The sequence below is a fragment of the Psychromonas sp. genome (assembly GCF_041586535.1).
GTDB lineage: Bacteria > Pseudomonadota > Gammaproteobacteria > Enterobacterales > Psychromonadaceae > Psychromonas.
The window spans coordinates 1-19,140 of sequence record NZ_JBFGZY010000073.1 but is presented as its reverse complement, the minus strand read 5'-3'; the positions used below and the strand labels follow the sequence as shown (position 1 = coordinate 19,140).

Below are 19,140 nucleotides of genomic sequence, written 5' to 3'. Positions count from 1 at the left end.
GGTGCTGAGTGTGTCGTTGAAAAAGTAAAAAATGTTACGGCCATTAATTCAACTGATCCGGCAATTGTAAAACTGATTGCAGAGTCTGATTTGGTGACTACTGCGGTAGGCCCTACGGTTTTAAATATTATTTCAAAAACGGTTGCTGACGGTATCACGCTGCGTATCAAGAATGGTAATAATACACCGTTAAACATTATTGCTTGTGAAAATATGGTGCGCGGAACCAGTCAGCTGAAAGAAGCGGTATTCAAACATCTGGATCAGTCTTTACATGCTCAGGTTGAAGAGACTGTTGGTTTTGTCGATTCAGCCGTGGATCGTATTGTTCCACCAGCTGAAAAAGGTGAAACCGATCCGTTAGCAGTAACTGTTGAAACATTCAGTGAATGGATTGTGGATCAAACCCAGTTTAAGGGTGATATTCCGGAAATCGCAGGAATGGAAAAAACAGATAACTTAATGGCCTTTGTTGAGCGTAAATTATTTACCCTGAACACCGGTCACCTGATCACGGCCTATCTGGGTGTCCTTGCCGGTCATGAAACCATCCGCGAATCCATTGAAGACGATGCGATCCGCGCTAATGTTAAAGCGGCAATGCAGGAAAGTGGCGCAGTATTAATCAGCCGTTACGGTTTTGATCCGGAAGCACACGCTGCCTACATTGAAAAAATCTTAGGCCGTTTTGCTAACCCTTATTTACGCGACGAAGTAGATCGTGTTGGTCGCCAGCCGATCCGTAAATTAAGCCCGCAGGATCGCCTGATTAAACCGTTAAATGGTACATTAGAATACAACTTACCTAATGAGCACTTAATTAAAGGTATTGCTGCAGCCTTCTTATACCAATGTGCTGATGATCCACAAGCTGTTGAATTGCAAGCTATGTTTGCAAAAGAAGGATTAAAATCAACCTTAGCACATTACAGTGGCTTAGATGTTGATAGTGATGAAGTGGCTCGTGTAGAAGCGACTTATCAGCTACTTAAAGCTGCTCAATAAGCATCTTAAATGCAACTGGGGTTGTGAAAGTTAACACAATCCCAGTATATTAGGGCCTGTTTATCGAAAGATAAACAGGCCCTAATACAAAACACCACTTGATGCTCCCGCCTTATTTATAGCGTTATCCTTTCTAACTTAGAAAAGTGATTTTTGATCAAAGATGAATCCAATAACTGACTTTTAGAACCAAGCCACATTAAGATTCAGCAATCCACTTTAACAGCACAATAAGCTTACGTTTATGCACAGCTAATTTGAATAGTTTATTAAAAGCTGAACCACAGACAATATTGCGGACAGTACAATTAATGACAAAACAGAAAGATGATTTAAAGATTATTGAGCGATTAAATGCGGCATCATCGTTGCAGGGCGCTGTGCTAACCGCTGTTGAGCTCTTTGAAACTGCCCTTAATAAACTTGTCCAGCGTATTTTTCGCAAAGATGACCATGCCGTAAAGTATGCAGTGGAGCCGTTATTAAACAGCTCAGGTCCATTAGGAAATTTAATGGTTCGCTTGAAGTTGACCTTTGCTCTGGGGATCATCTCTCAGGAGGTATATCAGGATATGGAAAATTTAGTCAAATTGCGCGATCGGTTAAACAGGGATAATCGGGAGTTTTCTTTTACCTCTCCTGCAACGTTAGAGGCAATAAAAAAAATAGGGTTGGTTCAGCAGGCAATATCAGCATCAGAAAAGGATGCTGATATTAATTTTGATGATATGTATATGGCCAGGCAGGAACAGGTTATCCGCTCGGCGTTCGCCCTGGCGATTGCGAGCACGTGCTCGCAGCTCGATAAAGAAACCCCATTATTTTAAACATCGCAAACAGCGCCTTAACGCCCCTGCCGGCACTTTTTCTTTCTCAGCTTACGCTTATTTTTTTAATAAAAAGTTAACCAGCTCCATATAATCATCCAATGACTTGATGCTTTCATCCGGAGTAGCAAGGTACTTATTATTTACAACCACACTGGGAACACTGCTTAACCCTGCATCGCGGAACGCCTTATCAAAACGCCTCTGCATAGAGTCAACCACGAAACCATTAAAGGCCGCATCAAATTTTTCAGGATCAACGCCATGATCGGTAAAGATTTGACGCAATGACTGAACATTACGAGGTGCCTTTTTGAACTCGTGAATCTGCCTGAACATGACCGGAATCATCTTTTCTTCGACCTCCAGCACCACCATGGTGGCATATGCTTTGGCCATGGATGCGGCCATGCTCCCGCCCATAAATGAAACGTGAACCTTCTCGAATTTGGCATTTTTAGGAATACGCTCTTTTACCTGTTCCATAATGGGTTCAAAGTTATAGCAATGGGGACAGTAGAATGAAAAATATTCCGTTACTGTTGGCGATGAAGAGGGCTTTGTATTCAGTACCTGGTAGTGTTTTCCTGCAGTAAACTGAACTGCATGCGCTGCGTTGCTAAGTAGCATAGTAATAAGGAGTGCAAAAATTTTTTTCATCGATATTCTCTCTAAAATTAGTATTATAAACTCACTCAACTCATTGGGTCAGTACTGGTTAGTGAGCAGATCTGATTGCTTAAAAATGGAGAGGTTAAACGATTGGAGGGCGGTATATGAGTTCGGTGAATGAGTGCGTTTTCCCCGTCTGTTTCTTGCTAATTAGGACCAGAGAAGCTGCTTGAATTTGTTTCAATTGCGCAGTGGCCGTTACCGGAAACAGTGTAAACACAGTCACTGATGAACAACACTTCTGAGCCGCCTTGGAATCACTTTCGGCTGCTTTAAGCAGGTCATGCCATAGTTGCTGACTTTTAAATATTATCTCTGATTCGTCACATAACTGACCATCTACTGCCGGAGCCGCCATTTGCAACATAGATTCACCCTTAGCAGTATTGCTATAGGCAAAGTTATTCACTGACGCAACAGCAAAGACAGATGTCAGCAAGGTAACTAAAAGCAGCTTACAAATCAACATGCTACAACGGAAAAAAATCATCAACTCACACTGGGAATAGCGATAGAAAAATAGAGATGAAAGCCTCCGACACGAGAGGCGTCCACAGTTATTGTTTATACTCTCATAATTCGACAAAAAAGTACTCATAAACTTAATTCACCGCTTTTGATCTTTTTTCTAAATCCGAGAGAAAAAAAACCTCCTGCTAAATATCATCTAGCAGGAGGTTTTGAAATGATCAAACTTTATTGTCTTCCGACAATAACCATCTGTTTATTATATCAGTTATTCAACCGTAACCGCTTTAGCCAAATTACGCGGCTGATCTACATCGGTACCTTTGATTAAGGCAATATGGTAGGCCAGTAATTGCATCGGTACTGTGTAGAAAATAGGCGCGATGACTTCATCAACATGCGGCAGAGTGATAATTTTCATTCCGTCACACGCCTCAAAACCAGCGGCTTCATCAGCAAAGACATAAAGCTGTCCGTCACGTGCACGTACTTCTTCAATATTTGATTTCAGTTTTTCCAGCAGATCATTGGTTGGTGCAACCACCACAACCGGCATATCGGCATCAATCAAGGCCAACGGGCCATGCTTTAATTCACCGGCGGCATAAGCTTCAGCATGAATGTAAGAGATCTCTTTTACTTTTAGCGCAGCTTCCATCGCGATAGGATAAAACTCACCACGGCCAAGGAATAATGTGTGATTTTTATCGGCAAAATCGACAGCTAGTTCTTTAATTGGTTTATCAAAGGCTAAGGCTTTTTCAACTTGTGCCGGTAGTGAATGCAGGGCAGTAACGATTTCTGTTTCTTTTTTATCGTCAATCACGCCTTTCTCTTTACCGATTGCCGTTACCATCATGAGCATTGCAGCTAGTTGTGTGGTGAAAGCTTTTGTTGAAGCAACACCAATTTCTGTTCCTGCGCGAGTCATAAAGGCAAGGTCTGATTCCCGTACCAATGATGAGCCGGAAACATTACAGATGGTCATTGCTGACATATAACCTTTCTGTTTTGCTAAACGTAATGCCGCAAGTGTGTCTGCTGTTTCACCTGATTGTGATAGGGTCAGCAGTAAACTATTTGGACGGACAACAAAATTACGGTAACGGAATTCGGATGCAATCTCTACATCACAGCTTACGCCTGCTAATGCTTCAAACCAGTAGCGGGCAGCCATACCTGAGTTATATGAGGTACCACAAGCGATAATCTGGACATGCTCAACTTTACTTAAAATTTCTTTTGCGCCGTTACCGATACCTTCAACCAGTACACGATCATGACTAATACGCCCTTCCATTGCACTGATCAGCGCACTTGGCTGTTCAAAAATCTCTTTCTGCATAAAGTGACGATATTGTCCTTTATCACCTGCGTCATGTTCAATCGTTGATTCAATCACTTCACGCTCAACAGGTGCGCCAGCAGTATCAAAGATATTAACCTCACGGCGAGTAATTTCAGCAACATCCCCTTCTTCAAGGTACATAAAGCGACGGGTTACGCTTAATAGTGCAAGTTGATCTGATGCCAGGAAGTTTTCACCAATACCCAAACCAATTACAATCGGACTGCCGGAGCGGGCAACAACAATGCGCTCAGGATCGCGGCGATCAAGGATTACTGTACCGTAAGCACCTTCCAGTTGTAATGCTGTCTTTTGTAGCGCTTCAACAAGGCATGTTGATGTGCGGCGCTCCCACTCAACGAGGTGAGCAATCACTTCTGTATCTGTTTGCGATACAAATTGATAACCGCGCTCTTGCAGCATTGTCCGCAATGCGGCATGGTTTTCAATAATACCGTTATGTACAACGGAGATATCACCTGAAATGTGCGGGTGAGCATTTACTTCAGAAGGTTCACCATGTGTGGCCCATCGCGTATGCGCAATCCCGGTACCACCGATAACTTTTTTCTCAGCGACTGCATCTGCCAATTCCTGAACCTTGCCTAAACGACGCACTCGGGTCAGATTTTTCTCGCTATCAACCACAGCAATACCCGCTGAGTCATAACCGCGATATTCTAAACGGCGTAAACCTTCTACTAAAATTTCAGCTACATCTCTCTGCGCAACAGCACCAACGATTCCACACATATCCCTACACTCCCTAAAATATTCACAAATAAAACCAGAAACAACTCGGCGTTTAAAACACAGAAAATCACGCAAAAACATGCACACTCTTGCATTTTCCAGGTATTTTAGTGCATTTTTTATTTTTTTGCATGCTATTGCCGAAATTAAATGCACGTTTAAACAAGAAAATTGCGCAAACATGCATAGAACGTTGCTGTAATTTATCTTTTTCCTAACGCTGTCAAGCTTAACTGTAATTACAAACCCACTCTATTTTTTCACTATAAAATGCCATAGAGCGCAACACTCTTCCCGCACTGAACTATTGCCCAGGAAAAATCTGCACTGACAAGGCCTGCATTGCAGGAGTTAGTTGTTCTCACTTCACAAAATCGCATGTAACGGTTTTAACAGCTTTAGCTGGGCATGAGGTAGTGATTCTGAACCAAATTCACAACGCAGTTAGGGTTGATTTTAACCACCTTTTTAGCTCCTTTGGTATTAGTGCCTGTTTATAGCGAATTAACGCGCAGTTTAGGCAATTAATTATTCACATATTTTCAATAACTGTTTAAAGTTACAGTTAGCTGAGCCTCCACATCATCATATAGTTCGGGTATAGATAACTAAGCCAGAAGTGAGTTCGGCGGCCATAATATTTTTTTTATTCAGGATAAACAATGTTACGCACTAATTTTGCTTCTCTTTTATTATTAGCCTGGAAACTATCAACGCTGTTTATTTTACCTGTCATTATCTATTTTTATCTGATGGTGATGACCTCCTATATCGACAACTTTAGCTTCCAGCAATTAGACACAGGCAGCAACATTCATAAATGGGCTGTCGTGATCATTTATTTAATCTACCTGTTATTCTGGAAGAGTGTTAACAAAACAGTTAGCGATTACCTTAAAAAATTTGAATACTCCTAATGTTGTTATCTCCTGAGCAGCTGTTGATCAGCACCATCGCATCCATTTTTACCATTATTTTTCTTTTTTCCTGGGCTGTATTACGTTTAAAAAAACAGCGGGATAAACTCTATTTAGAACAGCAATTAACCCGCCAGGAGCTAGTGCATCTGCAAGATTTACAAACAGAAAAAACGCAGGCATTACACGAAAAACAACTTTTTATTGATAGCCTGCAACGCCAGACCAGCAAGTTAACGATTCGCTTGCGAGAAACGGAAGTGCGTTTGCAGGGTGCCAATCAACGCCTGCGAGAACAGCAGGAGAATGAGCAGAAACTCAGCAATCAGTTTGAACTGCTTTCCCAACGTATCTTCAGCGAAAAATCAGCACAATTTAAACAATTAAATCAAGACAGTATCAGTCAGTTACTGGATCCACTGAAAACCCAGTTGGATGGTTTTAAGCAGCAGGTAGCTGATTGTTACGTTAATGAGAGCAAAGAACGTTACAATTTACAGAATGAAATTTCTAAACTGGCCAAACTCAATGCATTAATGCAGCAGGAAACCAACAATCTCACCAATGCATTAAAAGGTGATAATAAACAACAAGGTAATTGGGGCGAGGTAATTTTACAGCGTATTTTAGAATCATCAGGATTACGTGAAGGTCATGAATATAAAACTCAGACAAGTTTGAAAAATGATCGCGGTGAACGTCTACAACCCGATGTGATCGTGCAGTTACCGCAGAATAAAAATATTATTATCGATTCAAAGGTATCTTTAGTCGCTTACGAGCGATTCTTTAATGCCGAGACGCCTGAGGCGCAAAAAGAGGCTCTGCAGGCACATATTATTTCTGTTCGTCAGCACATCCGAGGGCTGGGGAAAAAAGATTACCAGCATTTGCTGGGCAGCAACAGCCTTGATTATGTTTTATTGTTTGTTGCTGTTGAGCCGGCTTTTATCACCGCACTTGAGCACGACCCGGAGCTGCTTAAACTGGCACTTGATAACAATGTACTGCTGGCCAGCCCGACCAACTTAATGATTGCATTACGCACCATTGATAACCTATGGCGTTTTGATCAACAGGAGCAGAACGGCCGCTTGATTGCTCAGCAGGCAGGCAAGCTGTACGATAAATTACGTTTATTCAGTGAAAGTATGCTGGATGTGGGTTCGCAGTTGAACAAGGCACAAAATAGTTACGATCGCGCCTTAAAACAATTAAGCCAGGGGCGCGGCAACCTTATTCAGCAAGCTGAGCAGTTGAAGGCCATGGGCGTAACCGTCACCAAACCTTTACCGGAATCCTTAGTTGAATTAGCGGAATTAGAGGCTCCTATTGTGCTTAAGAATCACCTTAAAGAACTGCAAAAATTTGCCTCTAGCGACGCCAAAAATGCCGTGAAAAAAGCACCGCAACAGTAAGTATCTCCAGGCGTCCCATCAGCATGCCAATCGATAAAATCCATTTGCTGGGATCTGATAAAGCGGAAAAATTACCTGAGGGTCCGATACTCGGATCCAAACCCGGACCCACATTAGAAACCGCAGTAATAGATGCAGACAACGCAACAATCGCATTGGAGCCAAACAGGGTTAATAACAGGGTGGATATCGCGATAGTCCCCATATAAGCCAGGATAAAGGCGATCAGAGAACGTAATATGTCATCACTTACGGTGCGGTTATTATAGCGTTGCGGAAAAATGCCGCGCGGATGTACCAAGGTCATTAACTGCCGCTTGAGCATGGATGTGGCGATCTGGAAACGGAATATCTTGATACCGCCGGATGTCGAGCCGGAGCAGGCTCCGGCAAACATCAGACCTAAAAAAACGATAATGCTGAAATCCCCCCAGGTGAGAAAATCGTCGAGCCCAAATCCCGTTGTAGTGATCACTGAAACCACGTTAAATAGACTTAATCTAAGCGCATCAGCCAGTGAAAAGCGGTCATTGATAAACAGATAACAGGTTAAAATCAGGCTGAAGAACAATACGACCCGAATAAAACCCAGTACCTGCGCATCACGAAATAAAGAGATTAAACTGCGCTGGTTAAAAGCACGTATAAACAATAAAAACGGCAAGCCGCCGAGAAACATAAAAATAATCGCATTCCAATGGGCTGCATGGGAAAAATTGCCCATAGAACTATCCGAGGTTGAGTATCCTCCCGTGGATATGGTTGTCATCGCATGATTTATTGCATCAAAATTCCCCATGCCGGCTAAACGGAAACCAACAAAACAGCAAAAACTTAAAAACAGGTAGACCAGCAGAATACCACTTGCCACACTGCGTGTTTTTGATTCCGCTTTGTCAGACCAGTCTGAAGACTCCGTCTGGAAGAGGCGCATTCCCCCGACGTTTAAAAAAGGTAAAATAGCCACCCCCATTACAATAAAGCCAACTCCTCCCAGCCATTGCAGAATAGAGCGCCATAATAGGATACTGTGGGGCATAGTATCCAGGTGATATAGCACCGTACTGCCAGTTGTGGTTATGCCCGACATGGTTTCAAAAAAAGCATTGCTGAAATTAATATGCTCAATCAACACAAAAGGTAAAGCGGCAAAAACACTGGCCAGTACCCAAACGCCGGTGGTTAGCAAAAACATCTCCCGGATCCCCAGGCGGGATAACTGCTTCTCTTTTCCCATAAAAATAAAAAGAATTGAAGCCAGATGCGTAATTAAAACCGAAGCCAAAAACTCCATGCCGCCTAATGCATTATTATAAAAAGCAAAAATCATCGGCAGATACATAAATATTGCCATTTTGGACAATACCAATCCGGTGATAAAAAGTAGTGGGCGAGTTACCATAAGAGTGGCAAGGCTTATAAAAAGAACGGACTGGGCTGGAATAATTTTTCGATATCGCTGATAAACTTTTTGTTCACTAGGAATAAGATAACATGATCATCAGTTTCCAGTACGGTATCGTCATGAGCTATTAACACTTCCTCATGGCGAACGATCGCACCTATGCTGGTGCCGGGTGGTAATTTAAGTTCGGATAACTCTTTCCCTACAACCTTCGAGGTCATGCTGTCACCACGGGCAATAATTTCGATTGCTTCGGCAACCCCTTCGCGCAAAGAATAAACATGCCTTAGATCCGCCTTACGCACATGGGTTAACAAAGCAGAGAGCGTCGCCTGCTGCGGAGAAATAGCAATATCCAGAATGCCTCCCTGGACAAGATCCAGATAAGCACTTCGCTGGATTAACACCATCGCTTTTCTTGCGCCCATACGTTTAGCCAGCATCGCCGACATGATGTTTGCTTCGTCATCATTGGTCACCGTAATGAACAGATCTATTTGATCGATATGCTCCTCGGTCAGCAGCTCCTGATCCGATGAATCGCCACAGAATACAATAGTATTAGAAAGTGTTTCTGAAAGGTATTCAGCGCGTGTTAAATTCTTTTCGATTAATTTAACGGAATTCTCTTTTTCAAGACGTTTCGCCAGACTTTCACCGATAAAACCGCCGCCTACAATCATAATCCGTTTGTAGGGTTGTTCCAGCTTCTGCATCTCACTCATGATTGCCCGGATATGCTGACTTGCAGTGATAAAAAACACTTCATCATCCGCTTCTATAATCGTGGTACCCTGCGGACGAATGGCTTTGCCGCGTCTGAAAATAGCTGCCACGCGCGCCTCAATATTGGGCATATGCTCCTTTAAGGTAGAGATAGCATTGCCGACCAGAGAGCCGCCATAATAGGCTTTGATTGCCACTAATCCCACTTTACCATCGGCAAAGTTAGCTACCTGCAGTGCCCCCGGATAATCTATTAACTGGGTAATGTAATCACTTACTAATTTTTCAGGGGCAATAACATGATCGATAGGAAAAGCACCCGTTTCAAATAACTCTTTTTCAAACTGAATGAAACTTTGCGAACGAATACGGGCTATTTTTTTAGGTACGTTAAACAGGGTAAAGGCAATTTGACAAGCAACCATATTCACTTCATCGGAATTGGTTACAGCAATTAACATATCCGCATCTTCTGCCCCTGCCTCACCTAATGTGATCGGGCTCGATGCACTGCCTTGTACCACCCTGAGATCAAAGCGGTTCTGCAGCTCCTGCAAGCTTTCATTGGATGAATCAACAACCGTAATATCGTTATTTTCACCAACAAGATTTTCTGCCAATGAAGCACCTACTTGTCCGGCACCTAAAATAATTATTTTCATGCGACCTCATTATCCATCTGTGATCTAAGCTGCGAGACTTGATTCATTAACTGCCGGGGACGGTTATTAATTACATTTGTAGAAACGAAAATATTAACCGTCTATTCTATAATGATTTTTGCAGCTTCGCATAATAAAAACCATCCATGCCATCCTCATTAGGGAGTATCTGCCGCACTTTTCTCCGGCTATTATCCTGCAGCGAAAGCGGAATTAATGAGGCATCCTTCGTAGTTTCTAAAAAGCGTTGGATTTGTAACGCATTTTCATCGGGCAGAATAGAGCAGGTTGCGTAAAGCAGAATACCGCCGGGTTTTAATTTATCCCACAGCGCATGCAAAATAGACTGCTGTAAAGCAACCAAATCAGCAATATCGCTGTCACGGCGTAACCAGCGGATATCAGGATGACGGCGAATAACGCCGGTCGCACTGCAGGGTGCATCACAGAGAATACGATCAAAGCGCTCACCATGCCACCAGCTGCCCGGTTGTGATGCATCGCCATGAATCACCGTCGCATTCAGTTTGAGGCGCTGTAAATTTTCCTGCACACGCAGCAAACGTTTCGCATCGGCATCTACAGCAACCATCTGCTTAATATCTGGCTGCAACTCCAATACGTGTACCGTTTTACCGCCGGGTGCAGAGCAGGCATCTAAAACCAGCTCGCCAGGTTGTGCATCTAAATAATGGGCCGCCAATTGCGCTGCACCATCCTGTACAGACACCCAGCCCGCTTCAAAGCCGGGTAATTTATAAACATCCGTGGCTTTCTCTAAACGCAGCGCATTGTCATTAAACTCGCAGCTGAAACTGTTAAGCCCGGCATCCTTTAATAACGCCTGGTATTGTTCGCGATTATGGTGGATAGCATTCACCCGCAGCCACATCGGCGCCTGCTGATTATTGTTATCCATAATCTCAGCTGCAAGCTGTTCACCATAAGCGCCCTGCAGGCGCTTGACTAACCAACTCGGATGGCAATAAACCAAGGCCGGTTGTTGATTTGCTTTTTCTATCAGATTTTCCTGCTCACGCAGAAAACTCCGTAATACCCCGTTAACCATCCCTTTTAATGCCGGCTTTTTAAGCGCTTTTGCACCATTTACCGTTTCACCGACAGCAGCATGACTTGGAATTCGGGTATAAAGCAGCTGATAAAATCCAACTAAAATAAGGAAATGCAGATTCCGTTGTTTGCCTTTTAATGCCTTATCCATCAGCGACCGGCAGAAAAAATCCAAGCGCGGCAAGGTGCGCAACACCCCGTAACAAAGCACTTGCAATAAGGCTTTATCCTTAGGAGAAAGATCCTGCTGAGCAGCTGGTAAGACATTAGATAATGACTGCCCCTGCTCGACGACTTGATTTAACACTTTGGCCGCTAATGCTCTTACGTTCATTTGATTAACCTTGCTGTAGTTGAGTACCCAGCGCAAATAATTCACGGCGAGAATTTAAAATATCTTGTACCGGCAGCGCTTTTTTACCCGCCAGTTGGAGAACTTCAAGGTTGATGATTCCTGCGCCCGTCGTTACCTGAATGCCACTTTTATCAGCTGCGATAATAGTACCTGCCGGCTTTTCGCTATGGTCAGTAAGCAGGCTTGCCCGGTGCACTTTTATTGCTTTACCATCAAGCATAAAATAACTCATCGGCCAGGGATTAAATGCCCGAATACAGCGCTCAATAAACACAGCATCGTCAGACCAGTTAATCAGGGCTTCCTCTTTGCTCAGCTTTTTGGCGTAATTAGCAAACTGCGGATCTTGCTTTTGTGCCTGTAATTCACCTTTAATCAATTGATTAATAGTATCAACCAATACCTGCGGAGCCTGCAACGCGAGTTTTTCATAAAGGGAAGCGCTGGTTTCATCTTGTTCTATAGGACAACTCGCTTTAGACAGCATATCGCCGGTATCCAAGCCTTCATCCATCTGCATAATAGTGACACCAGTCTCTGCATCACCCGCCCAAATTGCACGCTGAATCGGCGCGGCACCACGCCAGCGCGGCAACAAAGAGCCATGTACATTTAAGCATCCCAGGCGGGGAGTCGTTAATACTAATTTTGGCAGCAGTAAACCATAGGCCACAACAATCATCAGATCGGCATGTAATGCAGCAAGTTGCTCGACACTACCGGCTTGTTTGAAATTCTCCGGCTGGTAGACGGGAATATTATGTTCAACAGCAAGCTCTTTAACGGCGCTCGCAGTTAATTTTTTACCGCGTCCTGCAGGGCGATCCGGTTGCGTATAGACGGCAACCACATTGTGCCCGGAGTTAAGTAACGCACTGAGATGCTTGGCGGCAAAGTCAGGTGTACCGGCAAAAATGATATTTAGTTTTTCCAAGAGAAACCTTAAAGTCAAAATGATGAAAAATATTGGTCGATGCGCTACTGCCTTTCAGCTTAAACAGGCAAATTTTTGAAGTTCTAGTGACACTAAATCGAGAAAATTTAACGCAGCATGCGACCATTTGGGCCTTACCAGAGTGATTTTTAAGTCTGCTCTGGTGTTCGTTTTTTTAAACTACATGGTGCTCTATACGTAGTGTTTTTGTAATTTTTCTATTTTTGTTTTGATACGTTTTTGCTTCAAAGGAGAGAGATAATCAATAAACAATTTTCCCTCAAGGTGATCAAGTTCATGCTGAATACAAACAGCAAGCAAACCATCGGCTTGCAATACTTGCTTTTGACCATCAAGATCCAGGTATTCCAAGGTTACGAACTCAGCACGTTTAACTTCTGCATTAGTTTCAGGAACCGACAGACAGCCCTCTTGAGAGACCTCTTCACCTGAGTGTTCGGTGATCACCGGATTAATAATTACCATTGCCTGATTGCGTTCTGGAGAAACATCGATCACAATAATGCGTTGATGGAAGTTTATTTGTGTAGCAGCAAGACCAACACCATCTTCTTCGTACATGGTTTCAATCATGTTTTTTGCTAATTCTTTCAGTTCCGGTGTGATCTGTTCTACAGGTTTCGCAACAGTTCTGAGACGTTTATCTGGAAAGCATAATACTTCGAGTAAAGCCATGATATTATCTTGCCCTATAGTTATGTAAAAGAGTGCTAATTCTAGTCATTTCCTAATGTAAAAAAAAGTTTTATTAGTCATCAGACAAGGATAGTTATGAAATTAAAGCTAATTACAACCTTCTTTATTGGTATTGCGGTTTCTGTTATCGCAATTGCAGACACCCTTACGCTGAGAGAAAACCACCCCGAAACCTATACGGTTGTTAAGGGGGATACGTTATGGGATATTTCAGCTCACTTCTTAAACTCACCCTGGCTGTGGCCACGCTTATGGCAGGCAAACAGCCAAATTGAAAATCCTCACCTTATTTATCCAGGTGATATATTAAGGCTGATCTGGGTTAATGGCGAGCCACGGCTTACCCGTAAGAGATTAAATAAATTATCTCCAACCCCGCGCCTGCAGGAAAAGCATAAAGCAATCCCAACCATTCCGTTGTCAGTTATTTCTGCTTTTTTATCAAAGGATCATATTATTAATCCGGATCTGGTCGCTGGTGCTCCGCGTTTATTAGGCGACGCAAGCGCGACGCCACGCTTCTTTGAAGGGGATATATTTTATGGTAATGGTCAATACGACAAGGATAAATTATATGGTGTTTATCGCTTAGGTAATGACTACGTAGATCCCGACAGCAAAGAGTTTCTCGGTAAGCAGCTTATCTTTATTGGTCACTCCGAAGTTTCCAAGAGTCCAAATGTCAGCAGCACAGAGCAAGTTACTCCGCATGATTTTGTAAGCAGCTCAAGAGAAGCCAGACAGGGTGACTTGATCCTTCCTATTCCGGAATATGAAACATTACCCGCCTATTTTTTACCGCAACCTGTTGCCAAAACAACGGAAGGCCAGATTCTTTCAGCGCTTAATAATTCCAGAGCAATTGGTAAATGGGATATTGTGGTGATCAACAAGGGACAACGGGATAATATTCAGATAGGTTCAATGTTCTCTGTCCTGCAGCCAGGTCCGAATGTTTTAATTAATAGCAAGCGAGTGGCTTATCAGAAAGATGCCCCAAGATTTGACCAAATCGGCGGCCCTGATTTAGAGATTCCGGCGGAGCGCATCGGCGAACTACTGGTCTTTAAAGTTTATGACAAAGTCAGTATCGCGATGGTCATGCACAGCACCAGGGTGATAGGTTCAAACTATACAATACAAGGCCTGGAGTTTTAGCCTCTGATATAAATGTCGCTATTTAGGGCGCTTTCTAGCGATACTAAATAGCGACAGGGAAGGTAACTATTCAAACCGACTTATTTGCACAACAAAATAATGACTCCGATAGTTACCAACATATCCGCTGTTGGATGGTTTTGGATGCCATTCCTGCACTACAAAAACGCGCTATACTCAAGCTTATCTCCCTTTACTCCGTCGAGCAGCTAGTGCAATTATCCCCGGAGAAACTCCGCTTTTATGGTCTGAAAGAAACGCAAATAGCCGCCTTGATTAATCCTAACGTCCCATTAATTGACAATAATATAGCCTGGTTAGACAGCTCCTGTGAAAACTATATTCTCTGCTACGACCATCCGAATTACCCAAATCTGTTAAAGCAGATCAGTAACCCTCCCTTACTGCTCTATTTACAGGGTAATAACAGTTTATTAAACAGCCCGCAAATCGCCATAATAGGAAGCCGCAACTGTACCCCATACGGACGGGAAAAAGCTTATCAGTTTGCCGGGCGGTTAAGTGCCTCTGGCTTTACTATTACCAGCGGTTTGGCCATCGGTATCGACGGCCAGGCACATCAGGGTGCTATTGATAAATCAGGTAATACCATTGCCGTATTAGGTACTGGCTTGAATAACATTTATCCCAAACGCCACAATAAACTTGCACAACAGATAAAAGAACAGGGTTTATTGGTGTCTGAGTTTTGGCCAAACGCAGCTGCATTACCTGCTAATTTTCCCAGACGCAACCGCATTATTTCAGGCCTAAGTCTGGGCGTGTTGGTGATTGAAGCATCAAAACGCAGCGGTTCATTAATTACTGCGCGCTATGCCCTGGAACAAAACCGGGAAGTATTTGCCCTGCCGGGTTCAATTGATAATGCAGAAGCCTGCGGATGCCATGAACTGATTCAACAAGGCGCAAAACTGGTCATTAACACCCAGGACGTATGTGATGAATTTAATCACTTACTCTTAAGGCCTGGATCTGTTAGCGATACAGTTGAAAAAAACGTTTCACCGGCACATTCTCTGCTCAAACACATAGATTTTCACCTCACCACCCTTGAGCAATTGCTGGATCGTAGTAGTTTAGACGTAGCAAGTTTACAAAACCAGTTAATAGAACTTGAGATAACTGGTAGAATAACTGCCACTGCACAAGGATATATCAAATTAAGTGATTAGGTGTGTTTATCATTTTATTACTAAAATCAAAAAACAGGGTTAACTATGTTTGAAATAATAATGTATCTATTTGAAAGCTATATGCAAGTTGATCAAAGTATTGAAATAGATGCGCAAGAGATCACCGATGAATTGTTGGAAGAAGGTTTTCAGAGAAGCGATATTTCAAAAGCCCTAGCCTGGCTTGATAACCTCACTACGCTACATGAACAAAATCCACAGGCTGAAACCCAGTTAGCTAAAAAAACGTCGCATCGCGTGTATAGCACGATTGAACAGCAAAGGTTGACACAGGAATGCCGGGGGTTTATCTCTTACTTAGATCAGGCAGATCTGTTAAATACCCATACACGCGAGGTTGTAATTGATTGTGCAATGGCTTTAGATATAGAAGAGTTAAGCCTTCATGATCTTAAATGGCTAACATTGATGGTATTATTTAACGATCCAAACAGTGATGATGCATTTTTGCAGCTTGAATCAATGCTGCTTGATTTTGAAGACGGGTTAATTCATTAACATGTCAAAGAACACACAAGGTTTACCGACCCACCACGAAAAAAACAAAGAGCTCTGCCCGGAGTGTGGCGGTGAACTGCATATTCGCAATAGTAAGCAAGGCACTTTTCTGGGCTGCTCAAACTATCCTGAATGTCATTTTTTACGCCCGCTTCATGAAAAAAGTGAAATAAAAAAAGTACTTTCAGGTACTCACTGCCCGCTTTGCGAAAAAGAGTTAGTGTTAACACAGGGAAAATATGGGCTATTTATTAGCTGTAGCGGCTATCCTGAATGCCAGTATACCGCACAACTGTCTGAAACATCAGATGAAAAAGAGCAGGTGCCCTGCCCATCCTGTAAAAAAGGGCACTTAATTAAACGCCAGTCGCGATTTGGAAAAACCTTTTATGCTTGTGATAACTACCCAAGCTGCAAATATGCTGTGAATGACAAACCAGTTAATGAATTTTGCCCGGACTGTCACTGGCCAATCCTGGTTGAACGAAAAACAGCCAGCGCAAATCGCATAATATGTCCAAAAAAAGGATGTGGTTACCGCGGTAAGCCTATATAATAATCATTATTACCCGCTAAGTTTTTAGCTAATAACATTAGAGAGGAAAGCACCTTGACTAAACCTTTTGTCGCCATATTAATGGGCTCCGATTCAGATCTTCCTGTTATGCAAAACACGATTGAGATTTTAAAGTCATTCGCTATCGATTTTGAAGTCAAAGTAACTTCAGCACACCGCACACCAGCAGCAACGCATGAATACGTTACCGATGCTGAAGCACGTGGTTGTAAAGTATTTATCTGCGCAGCTGGTCTTGCCGCTCACCTGGCTGGTGCTGTTGCGGGAATTACTACTCGACCAATTATCGGTGTACCAATCGACTGCGGCCCCTTAAAAGGCCAGGATGCATTACTGTCAACGGTAATGATGCCTGCGGGTGTACCCGTTGCAACGGTTGCCATCGGTAGTGCCGGTGCAAAAAATGCGGCTTACCTTGCGGCGCAGATTCTTGCCGTGGCAGATGACGCATTAGCAGTACGAGTAAAAGAAAACCGCGCAGAAAACGCTAAAGCGGTAATCGCAAAAGATGCAGCTCTGCAGCTTAAACTAAAAAGCCTGTAACGGAGCTCTTACTTTTGTTATTAAAGCAAAGTGAGTTAAATAACACCCTGAAAGCACTTAATGCTCAGGGTGTTATTGCCTACCCTACCGAATCAGTATTTGGTCTAGGATGCGATCCTGACTGCGAAGCCGCCATTCAAAAAATCCTAACACTGAAAGAGCGCCCCGCACATAAAGGTTTGATTTTAATAGCCGCCAGCATAGAGCAGCTGGAAAAATATGCTGATTTTTCTGTATTAAATGAAAACCAACTCGCAGCAATAAAAAAAACCTGGCCAGGCCCCTATACTTGGGTTGTACCTGCTAAAAACAACCTTTCCAAACTGGTAAGCGGTGGTTTTGATAGTGTTGCAGTAAGAGTGACTACTCATCCGGTAGTTCGACAAATATGTCAGGCATTTAATAAGCCCATCATCTCCACAAGTGCAAATTTATCCGGTTTAGATCCCGCTATAAACACCCGGCAAGTAATGGAGATGTTTAAAGATAATCCATTATTAAACGTGATTATCGACGCCCCCGTTTCCGGTCTTTCCTCACCATCACAAATTTATAATGCATCTACCGGCGAGCGATTAAGATAAATAAAGTTTTTACCTCCTCTAAATTTCCACTCCTTATTTTAACATGCTAGATTATCTGTCATTAGCAATCTACCTTATATTTTGGAGTTCTCATGGATCACTATGCCGTATTTGGCAATCCAATTAAACAAAGTAAATCCCCCTTCATCCATACTTTATTTGCCGAACAAACATTACAGCAGATGGTTTACAGTGCAATCGAGCCCGCGACAGATGATTTTGAAGCAACTTTACAAGATTTTTTTTCGACACAGGGAAAAGGCTGCAATATTACCGCTCCCTTCAAAGAACAAGCCTACCGGTTTGCCCAACAGTTAACAAAACGCGCCGAATTAGCAGGTGCAGTCAACACCCTGAAATTAACTGATGACGGAATAATCATCGGTGATAATACTGACGGTGCAGGGTTGGTATTAGATCTGAAAAATAACCACGTTAATCTTAAAGGCGCGCGTATTTTATTAATCGGAGCGGGAGGCGCCGCACGAGGTGTCTGTGCAACGTTATTAGCTGAACAACCTCAACAACTGGTAATTGCCAATCGTACATTTTCAAAAGCAGAAACACTTAAAAATATATTTTCAAAATTAGGGAATGTTTCTGCTGCTGAATTTTCACAATTATCGGGTAAATTCGATTTAATTATTAATTCAACTTCAGCGAGTTTACACGGTGAAGTTCCGGCAATTAGCCCAAGTTTAGTTACCCCCGAAACAGCAATATATGACATGATGTATAGCGCCCAGGCCACCCCGTTTAACGCATGGGCAAAAGCACAAGGTGCAAGGCTTACCATTGACGGACTTGGAATGTTAGTCGGTCAAGCAGCAGAAAGCTTTGCGATTTGGCGTGGCGTAAAACCGGGCGCTAAACAAGTTCTAAACGAATTACGTCATAATCTCGCTAATTAACCTCAATTATGGATAAGCAAATCGATACAGCACCGTTATTTTCGCGTATTTCTGCGTTAAATCATCTCCCAATAGCCAGCTGTTGCTTCGATGATTTGCCTTGAACTACACAAAACTAACAGCACTGTATAATACAAATCTTTAATGTATTGATATTAAAGAAAACTACGATTCCATTATCCAGAACTGAGGTTAAGTAGATCTCTGCTGTCAGCCTGACTCTTATAAAAAAGTCCCATGATTGTGGAATTTGGATACCAATCCAAATTGGCTACGTTTCCCCCATCCATTTTTCTTGTATTGAGCAAGTACGTTAGCAAGGAAAATCATGGCGCGAATTAAACGACAGTTCAGGTTCATGAGAAGGCTCGGCCTAG

General features: G+C 42.8%; 19 protein-coding genes. 11 read left to right on the top strand and 8 right to left on the bottom strand.

Annotated elements, in window-relative coordinates:
* Together ABZA00_RS09670 and ABZA00_RS09665 are read left to right on the top strand one after the other, a co-directional pair.
* On the top strand, positions 1 to 1,005 hold a 1,005-nt coding region (locus ABZA00_RS09670), incomplete at its 5' end, for a mannitol-1-phosphate 5-dehydrogenase (protein ID WP_372881958.1).
* Between the two features lie 311 nt (positions 1,006 to 1,316).
* Positions 1,317 to 1,832: an MltR family transcriptional regulator gene (locus ABZA00_RS09665; RefSeq protein ID WP_372881957.1), complete on the top strand. Its 516-nt coding sequence runs from the start codon at positions 1,317 to 1,319 to the stop codon at positions 1,830 to 1,832.
* Positions 1,833 to 1,889: 57 nt separating this feature from the next.
* Here ABZA00_RS09665 and ABZA00_RS09660 read toward each other — a convergent pair whose 3' ends face one another.
* The 3 genes from ABZA00_RS09660 to glmS form a co-directional block, all read right to left on the bottom strand.
* A complete protein-coding gene (locus ABZA00_RS09660; protein ID WP_372881956.1) occupies positions 1,890 to 2,492 on the bottom strand; it encodes a thiol:disulfide interchange protein DsbA/DsbL in 603 nt (200 codons plus the stop codon).
* 94 nt (positions 2,493 to 2,586) lie between these two features.
* Positions 2,587 to 2,871, bottom strand: coding sequence for a hypothetical protein (locus ABZA00_RS09655; protein WP_372881955.1), 285 nt, complete (start codon positions 2,869 to 2,871; stop codon positions 2,587 to 2,589).
* 369 nt (positions 2,872 to 3,240) lie between these two features.
* Positions 3,241 to 5,073: a glutamine--fructose-6-phosphate transaminase (isomerizing) gene (gene glmS / locus ABZA00_RS09650; protein WP_372881954.1), complete on the bottom strand. Its 1,833-nt coding sequence runs from the start codon at positions 5,071 to 5,073 to the stop codon at positions 3,241 to 3,243.
* 662 nt (positions 5,074 to 5,735) lie between these two features.
* Between glmS and ABZA00_RS09645 the strand changes: the two genes are divergently transcribed.
* Complete coding sequence (locus tag ABZA00_RS09645) at positions 5,736 to 5,990, top strand: hypothetical protein (protein ID WP_372881953.1); 255 nt, start codon at positions 5,736 to 5,738, stop codon at positions 5,988 to 5,990.
* Positions 5,990 to 7,408 (top strand): DNA recombination protein RmuC, encoded by a 1,419-nt coding sequence (gene rmuC / locus ABZA00_RS09640; protein WP_372881952.1) that lies wholly within the window; start codon positions 5,990 to 5,992, stop codon positions 7,406 to 7,408. The genes ABZA00_RS09645 and rmuC overlap by 1 nt, the downstream gene beginning before the upstream one ends.
* On the opposite strand, the gene ABZA00_RS09635 is transcribed toward rmuC, so the two are convergent.
* The 5 genes from ABZA00_RS09635 to def all read right to left on the bottom strand — a co-directional run bounded on the left by ABZA00_RS09635 (position 7,365) and on the right by def (position 13,257).
* On the bottom strand, positions 7,365 to 8,810 hold the full coding sequence (locus ABZA00_RS09635; protein ID WP_372881951.1) for a TrkH family potassium uptake protein: 1,446 nt from the start codon (positions 8,808 to 8,810) through the stop codon (positions 7,365 to 7,367). The genes rmuC and ABZA00_RS09635 overlap by 44 nt on opposite strands.
* Before the next feature lie 14 nt (positions 8,811 to 8,824).
* The gene (gene trkA, locus ABZA00_RS09630) at positions 8,825 to 10,201 is read right to left on the bottom strand and encodes a Trk system potassium transporter TrkA (protein ID WP_372881950.1); all 1,377 of its coding nucleotides are present in this window, start codon (positions 10,199 to 10,201) and stop codon (positions 8,825 to 8,827) included.
* Between the two features lie 106 nt (positions 10,202 to 10,307).
* Positions 10,308 to 11,606 (bottom strand): 16S rRNA (cytosine(967)-C(5))-methyltransferase RsmB, encoded by a 1,299-nt coding sequence (gene rsmB, locus ABZA00_RS09625; RefSeq protein ID WP_372881949.1) that lies wholly within the window; start codon positions 11,604 to 11,606, stop codon positions 10,308 to 10,310.
* 4 nt (positions 11,607 to 11,610) lie between these two features.
* Entirely contained in the window at positions 11,611 to 12,561 is a 951-nt protein-coding gene (gene fmt, locus ABZA00_RS09620) for a methionyl-tRNA formyltransferase (RefSeq protein WP_372881948.1), read from the bottom strand.
* A gap of 192 nt (positions 12,562 to 12,753) precedes the next feature.
* On the bottom strand, positions 12,754 to 13,257 hold the full coding sequence (gene def / locus ABZA00_RS09615) for a peptide deformylase (protein ID WP_372881947.1): 504 nt from the start codon (positions 13,255 to 13,257) through the stop codon (positions 12,754 to 12,756).
* A 96-nt stretch (positions 13,258 to 13,353) separates the two neighbouring features.
* Between def and ABZA00_RS09610 the strand changes: the two genes are divergently transcribed.
* The 7 genes from ABZA00_RS09610 (at position 13,354) to aroE (ending at position 18,763) form a co-directional block, all read left to right on the top strand.
* On the top strand, positions 13,354 to 14,436 hold the full coding sequence (locus ABZA00_RS09610) for a LysM peptidoglycan-binding domain-containing protein (RefSeq protein ID WP_372881946.1): 1,083 nt from the start codon (positions 13,354 to 13,356) through the stop codon (positions 14,434 to 14,436).
* 134 nt (positions 14,437 to 14,570) lie between these two features.
* Positions 14,571 to 15,629 (top strand): DNA-processing protein DprA, encoded by a 1,059-nt coding sequence (dprA, locus tag ABZA00_RS09605; RefSeq protein ID WP_372881945.1) that lies wholly within the window; start codon positions 14,571 to 14,573, stop codon positions 15,627 to 15,629.
* 45 nt (positions 15,630 to 15,674) lie between these two features.
* On the top strand, positions 15,675 to 16,148 hold the full coding sequence (locus ABZA00_RS09600; protein ID WP_372881944.1) for a DUF494 domain-containing protein: 474 nt from the start codon (positions 15,675 to 15,677) through the stop codon (positions 16,146 to 16,148).
* A gap of 1 nt (position 16,149) precedes the next feature.
* Complete coding sequence (locus ABZA00_RS09595; protein WP_372881943.1) at positions 16,150 to 16,704, top strand: topoisomerase DNA-binding C4 zinc finger domain-containing protein; 555 nt, start codon at positions 16,150 to 16,152, stop codon at positions 16,702 to 16,704.
* A 54-nt stretch (positions 16,705 to 16,758) separates the two neighbouring features.
* A complete protein-coding gene (gene purE / locus ABZA00_RS09590; protein WP_372881942.1) occupies positions 16,759 to 17,268 on the top strand; it encodes a 5-(carboxyamino)imidazole ribonucleotide mutase in 510 nt (169 codons plus the stop codon).
* Between the two features lie 14 nt (positions 17,269 to 17,282).
* Positions 17,283 to 17,852: an L-threonylcarbamoyladenylate synthase gene (locus ABZA00_RS09585; protein ID WP_372881941.1), complete on the top strand. Its 570-nt coding sequence runs from the start codon at positions 17,283 to 17,285 to the stop codon at positions 17,850 to 17,852.
* A gap of 92 nt (positions 17,853 to 17,944) precedes the next feature.
* Complete coding sequence (aroE, locus tag ABZA00_RS09580; RefSeq protein WP_372881940.1) at positions 17,945 to 18,763, top strand: shikimate dehydrogenase; 819 nt, start codon at positions 17,945 to 17,947, stop codon at positions 18,761 to 18,763.
* The last annotated feature ends 377 nt before the right edge of the window (positions 18,764 to 19,140 follow it).

Coding starts and splice junctions, on each gene's coding strand:
- ABZA00_RS09665 (WP_372881957.1), top strand. CDS start 1,317: ATGACAAAACAGAAAGATGATTTAAAGATTATTGAGCGATTAAATGCG.
- ABZA00_RS09660 (WP_372881956.1), bottom strand. CDS start 2,492: ATGAAAAAAATTTTTGCACTCCTTATTACTATGCTACTTAGCAACGCA.
- ABZA00_RS09655 (WP_372881955.1), bottom strand. CDS start 2,871: ATGTTGCAAATGGCGGCTCCGGCAGTAGATGGTCAGTTATGTGACGAA.
- glmS (WP_372881954.1), bottom strand. CDS start 5,073: ATGTGTGGAATCGTTGGTGCTGTTGCGCAGAGAGATGTAGCTGAAATT.
- ABZA00_RS09645 (WP_372881953.1), top strand. CDS start 5,736: ATGTTACGCACTAATTTTGCTTCTCTTTTATTATTAGCCTGGAAACTA.
- rmuC (WP_372881952.1), top strand. CDS start 5,990: ATGTTGTTATCTCCTGAGCAGCTGTTGATCAGCACCATCGCATCCATT.
- ABZA00_RS09635 (WP_372881951.1), bottom strand. CDS start 8,810: ATGGTAACTCGCCCACTACTTTTTATCACCGGATTGGTATTGTCCAAA.
- trkA (WP_372881950.1), bottom strand. CDS start 10,201: ATGAAAATAATTATTTTAGGTGCCGGACAAGTAGGTGCTTCATTGGCA.
- rsmB (WP_372881949.1), bottom strand. CDS start 11,606: ATGAACGTAAGAGCATTAGCGGCCAAAGTGTTAAATCAAGTCGTCGAG.
- def (WP_372881947.1), bottom strand. CDS start 13,257: ATGGCTTTACTCGAAGTATTATGCTTTCCAGATAAACGTCTCAGAACT.
- ABZA00_RS09610 (WP_372881946.1), top strand. CDS start 13,354: ATGAAATTAAAGCTAATTACAACCTTCTTTATTGGTATTGCGGTTTCT.
- dprA (WP_372881945.1), top strand. CDS start 14,571: ATGGTTTTGGATGCCATTCCTGCACTACAAAAACGCGCTATACTCAAG.
- ABZA00_RS09600 (WP_372881944.1), top strand. CDS start 15,675: ATGTTTGAAATAATAATGTATCTATTTGAAAGCTATATGCAAGTTGAT.
- ABZA00_RS09595 (WP_372881943.1), top strand. CDS start 16,150: ATGTCAAAGAACACACAAGGTTTACCGACCCACCACGAAAAAAACAAA.
- aroE (WP_372881940.1), top strand. CDS start 17,945: ATGGATCACTATGCCGTATTTGGCAATCCAATTAAACAAAGTAAATCC.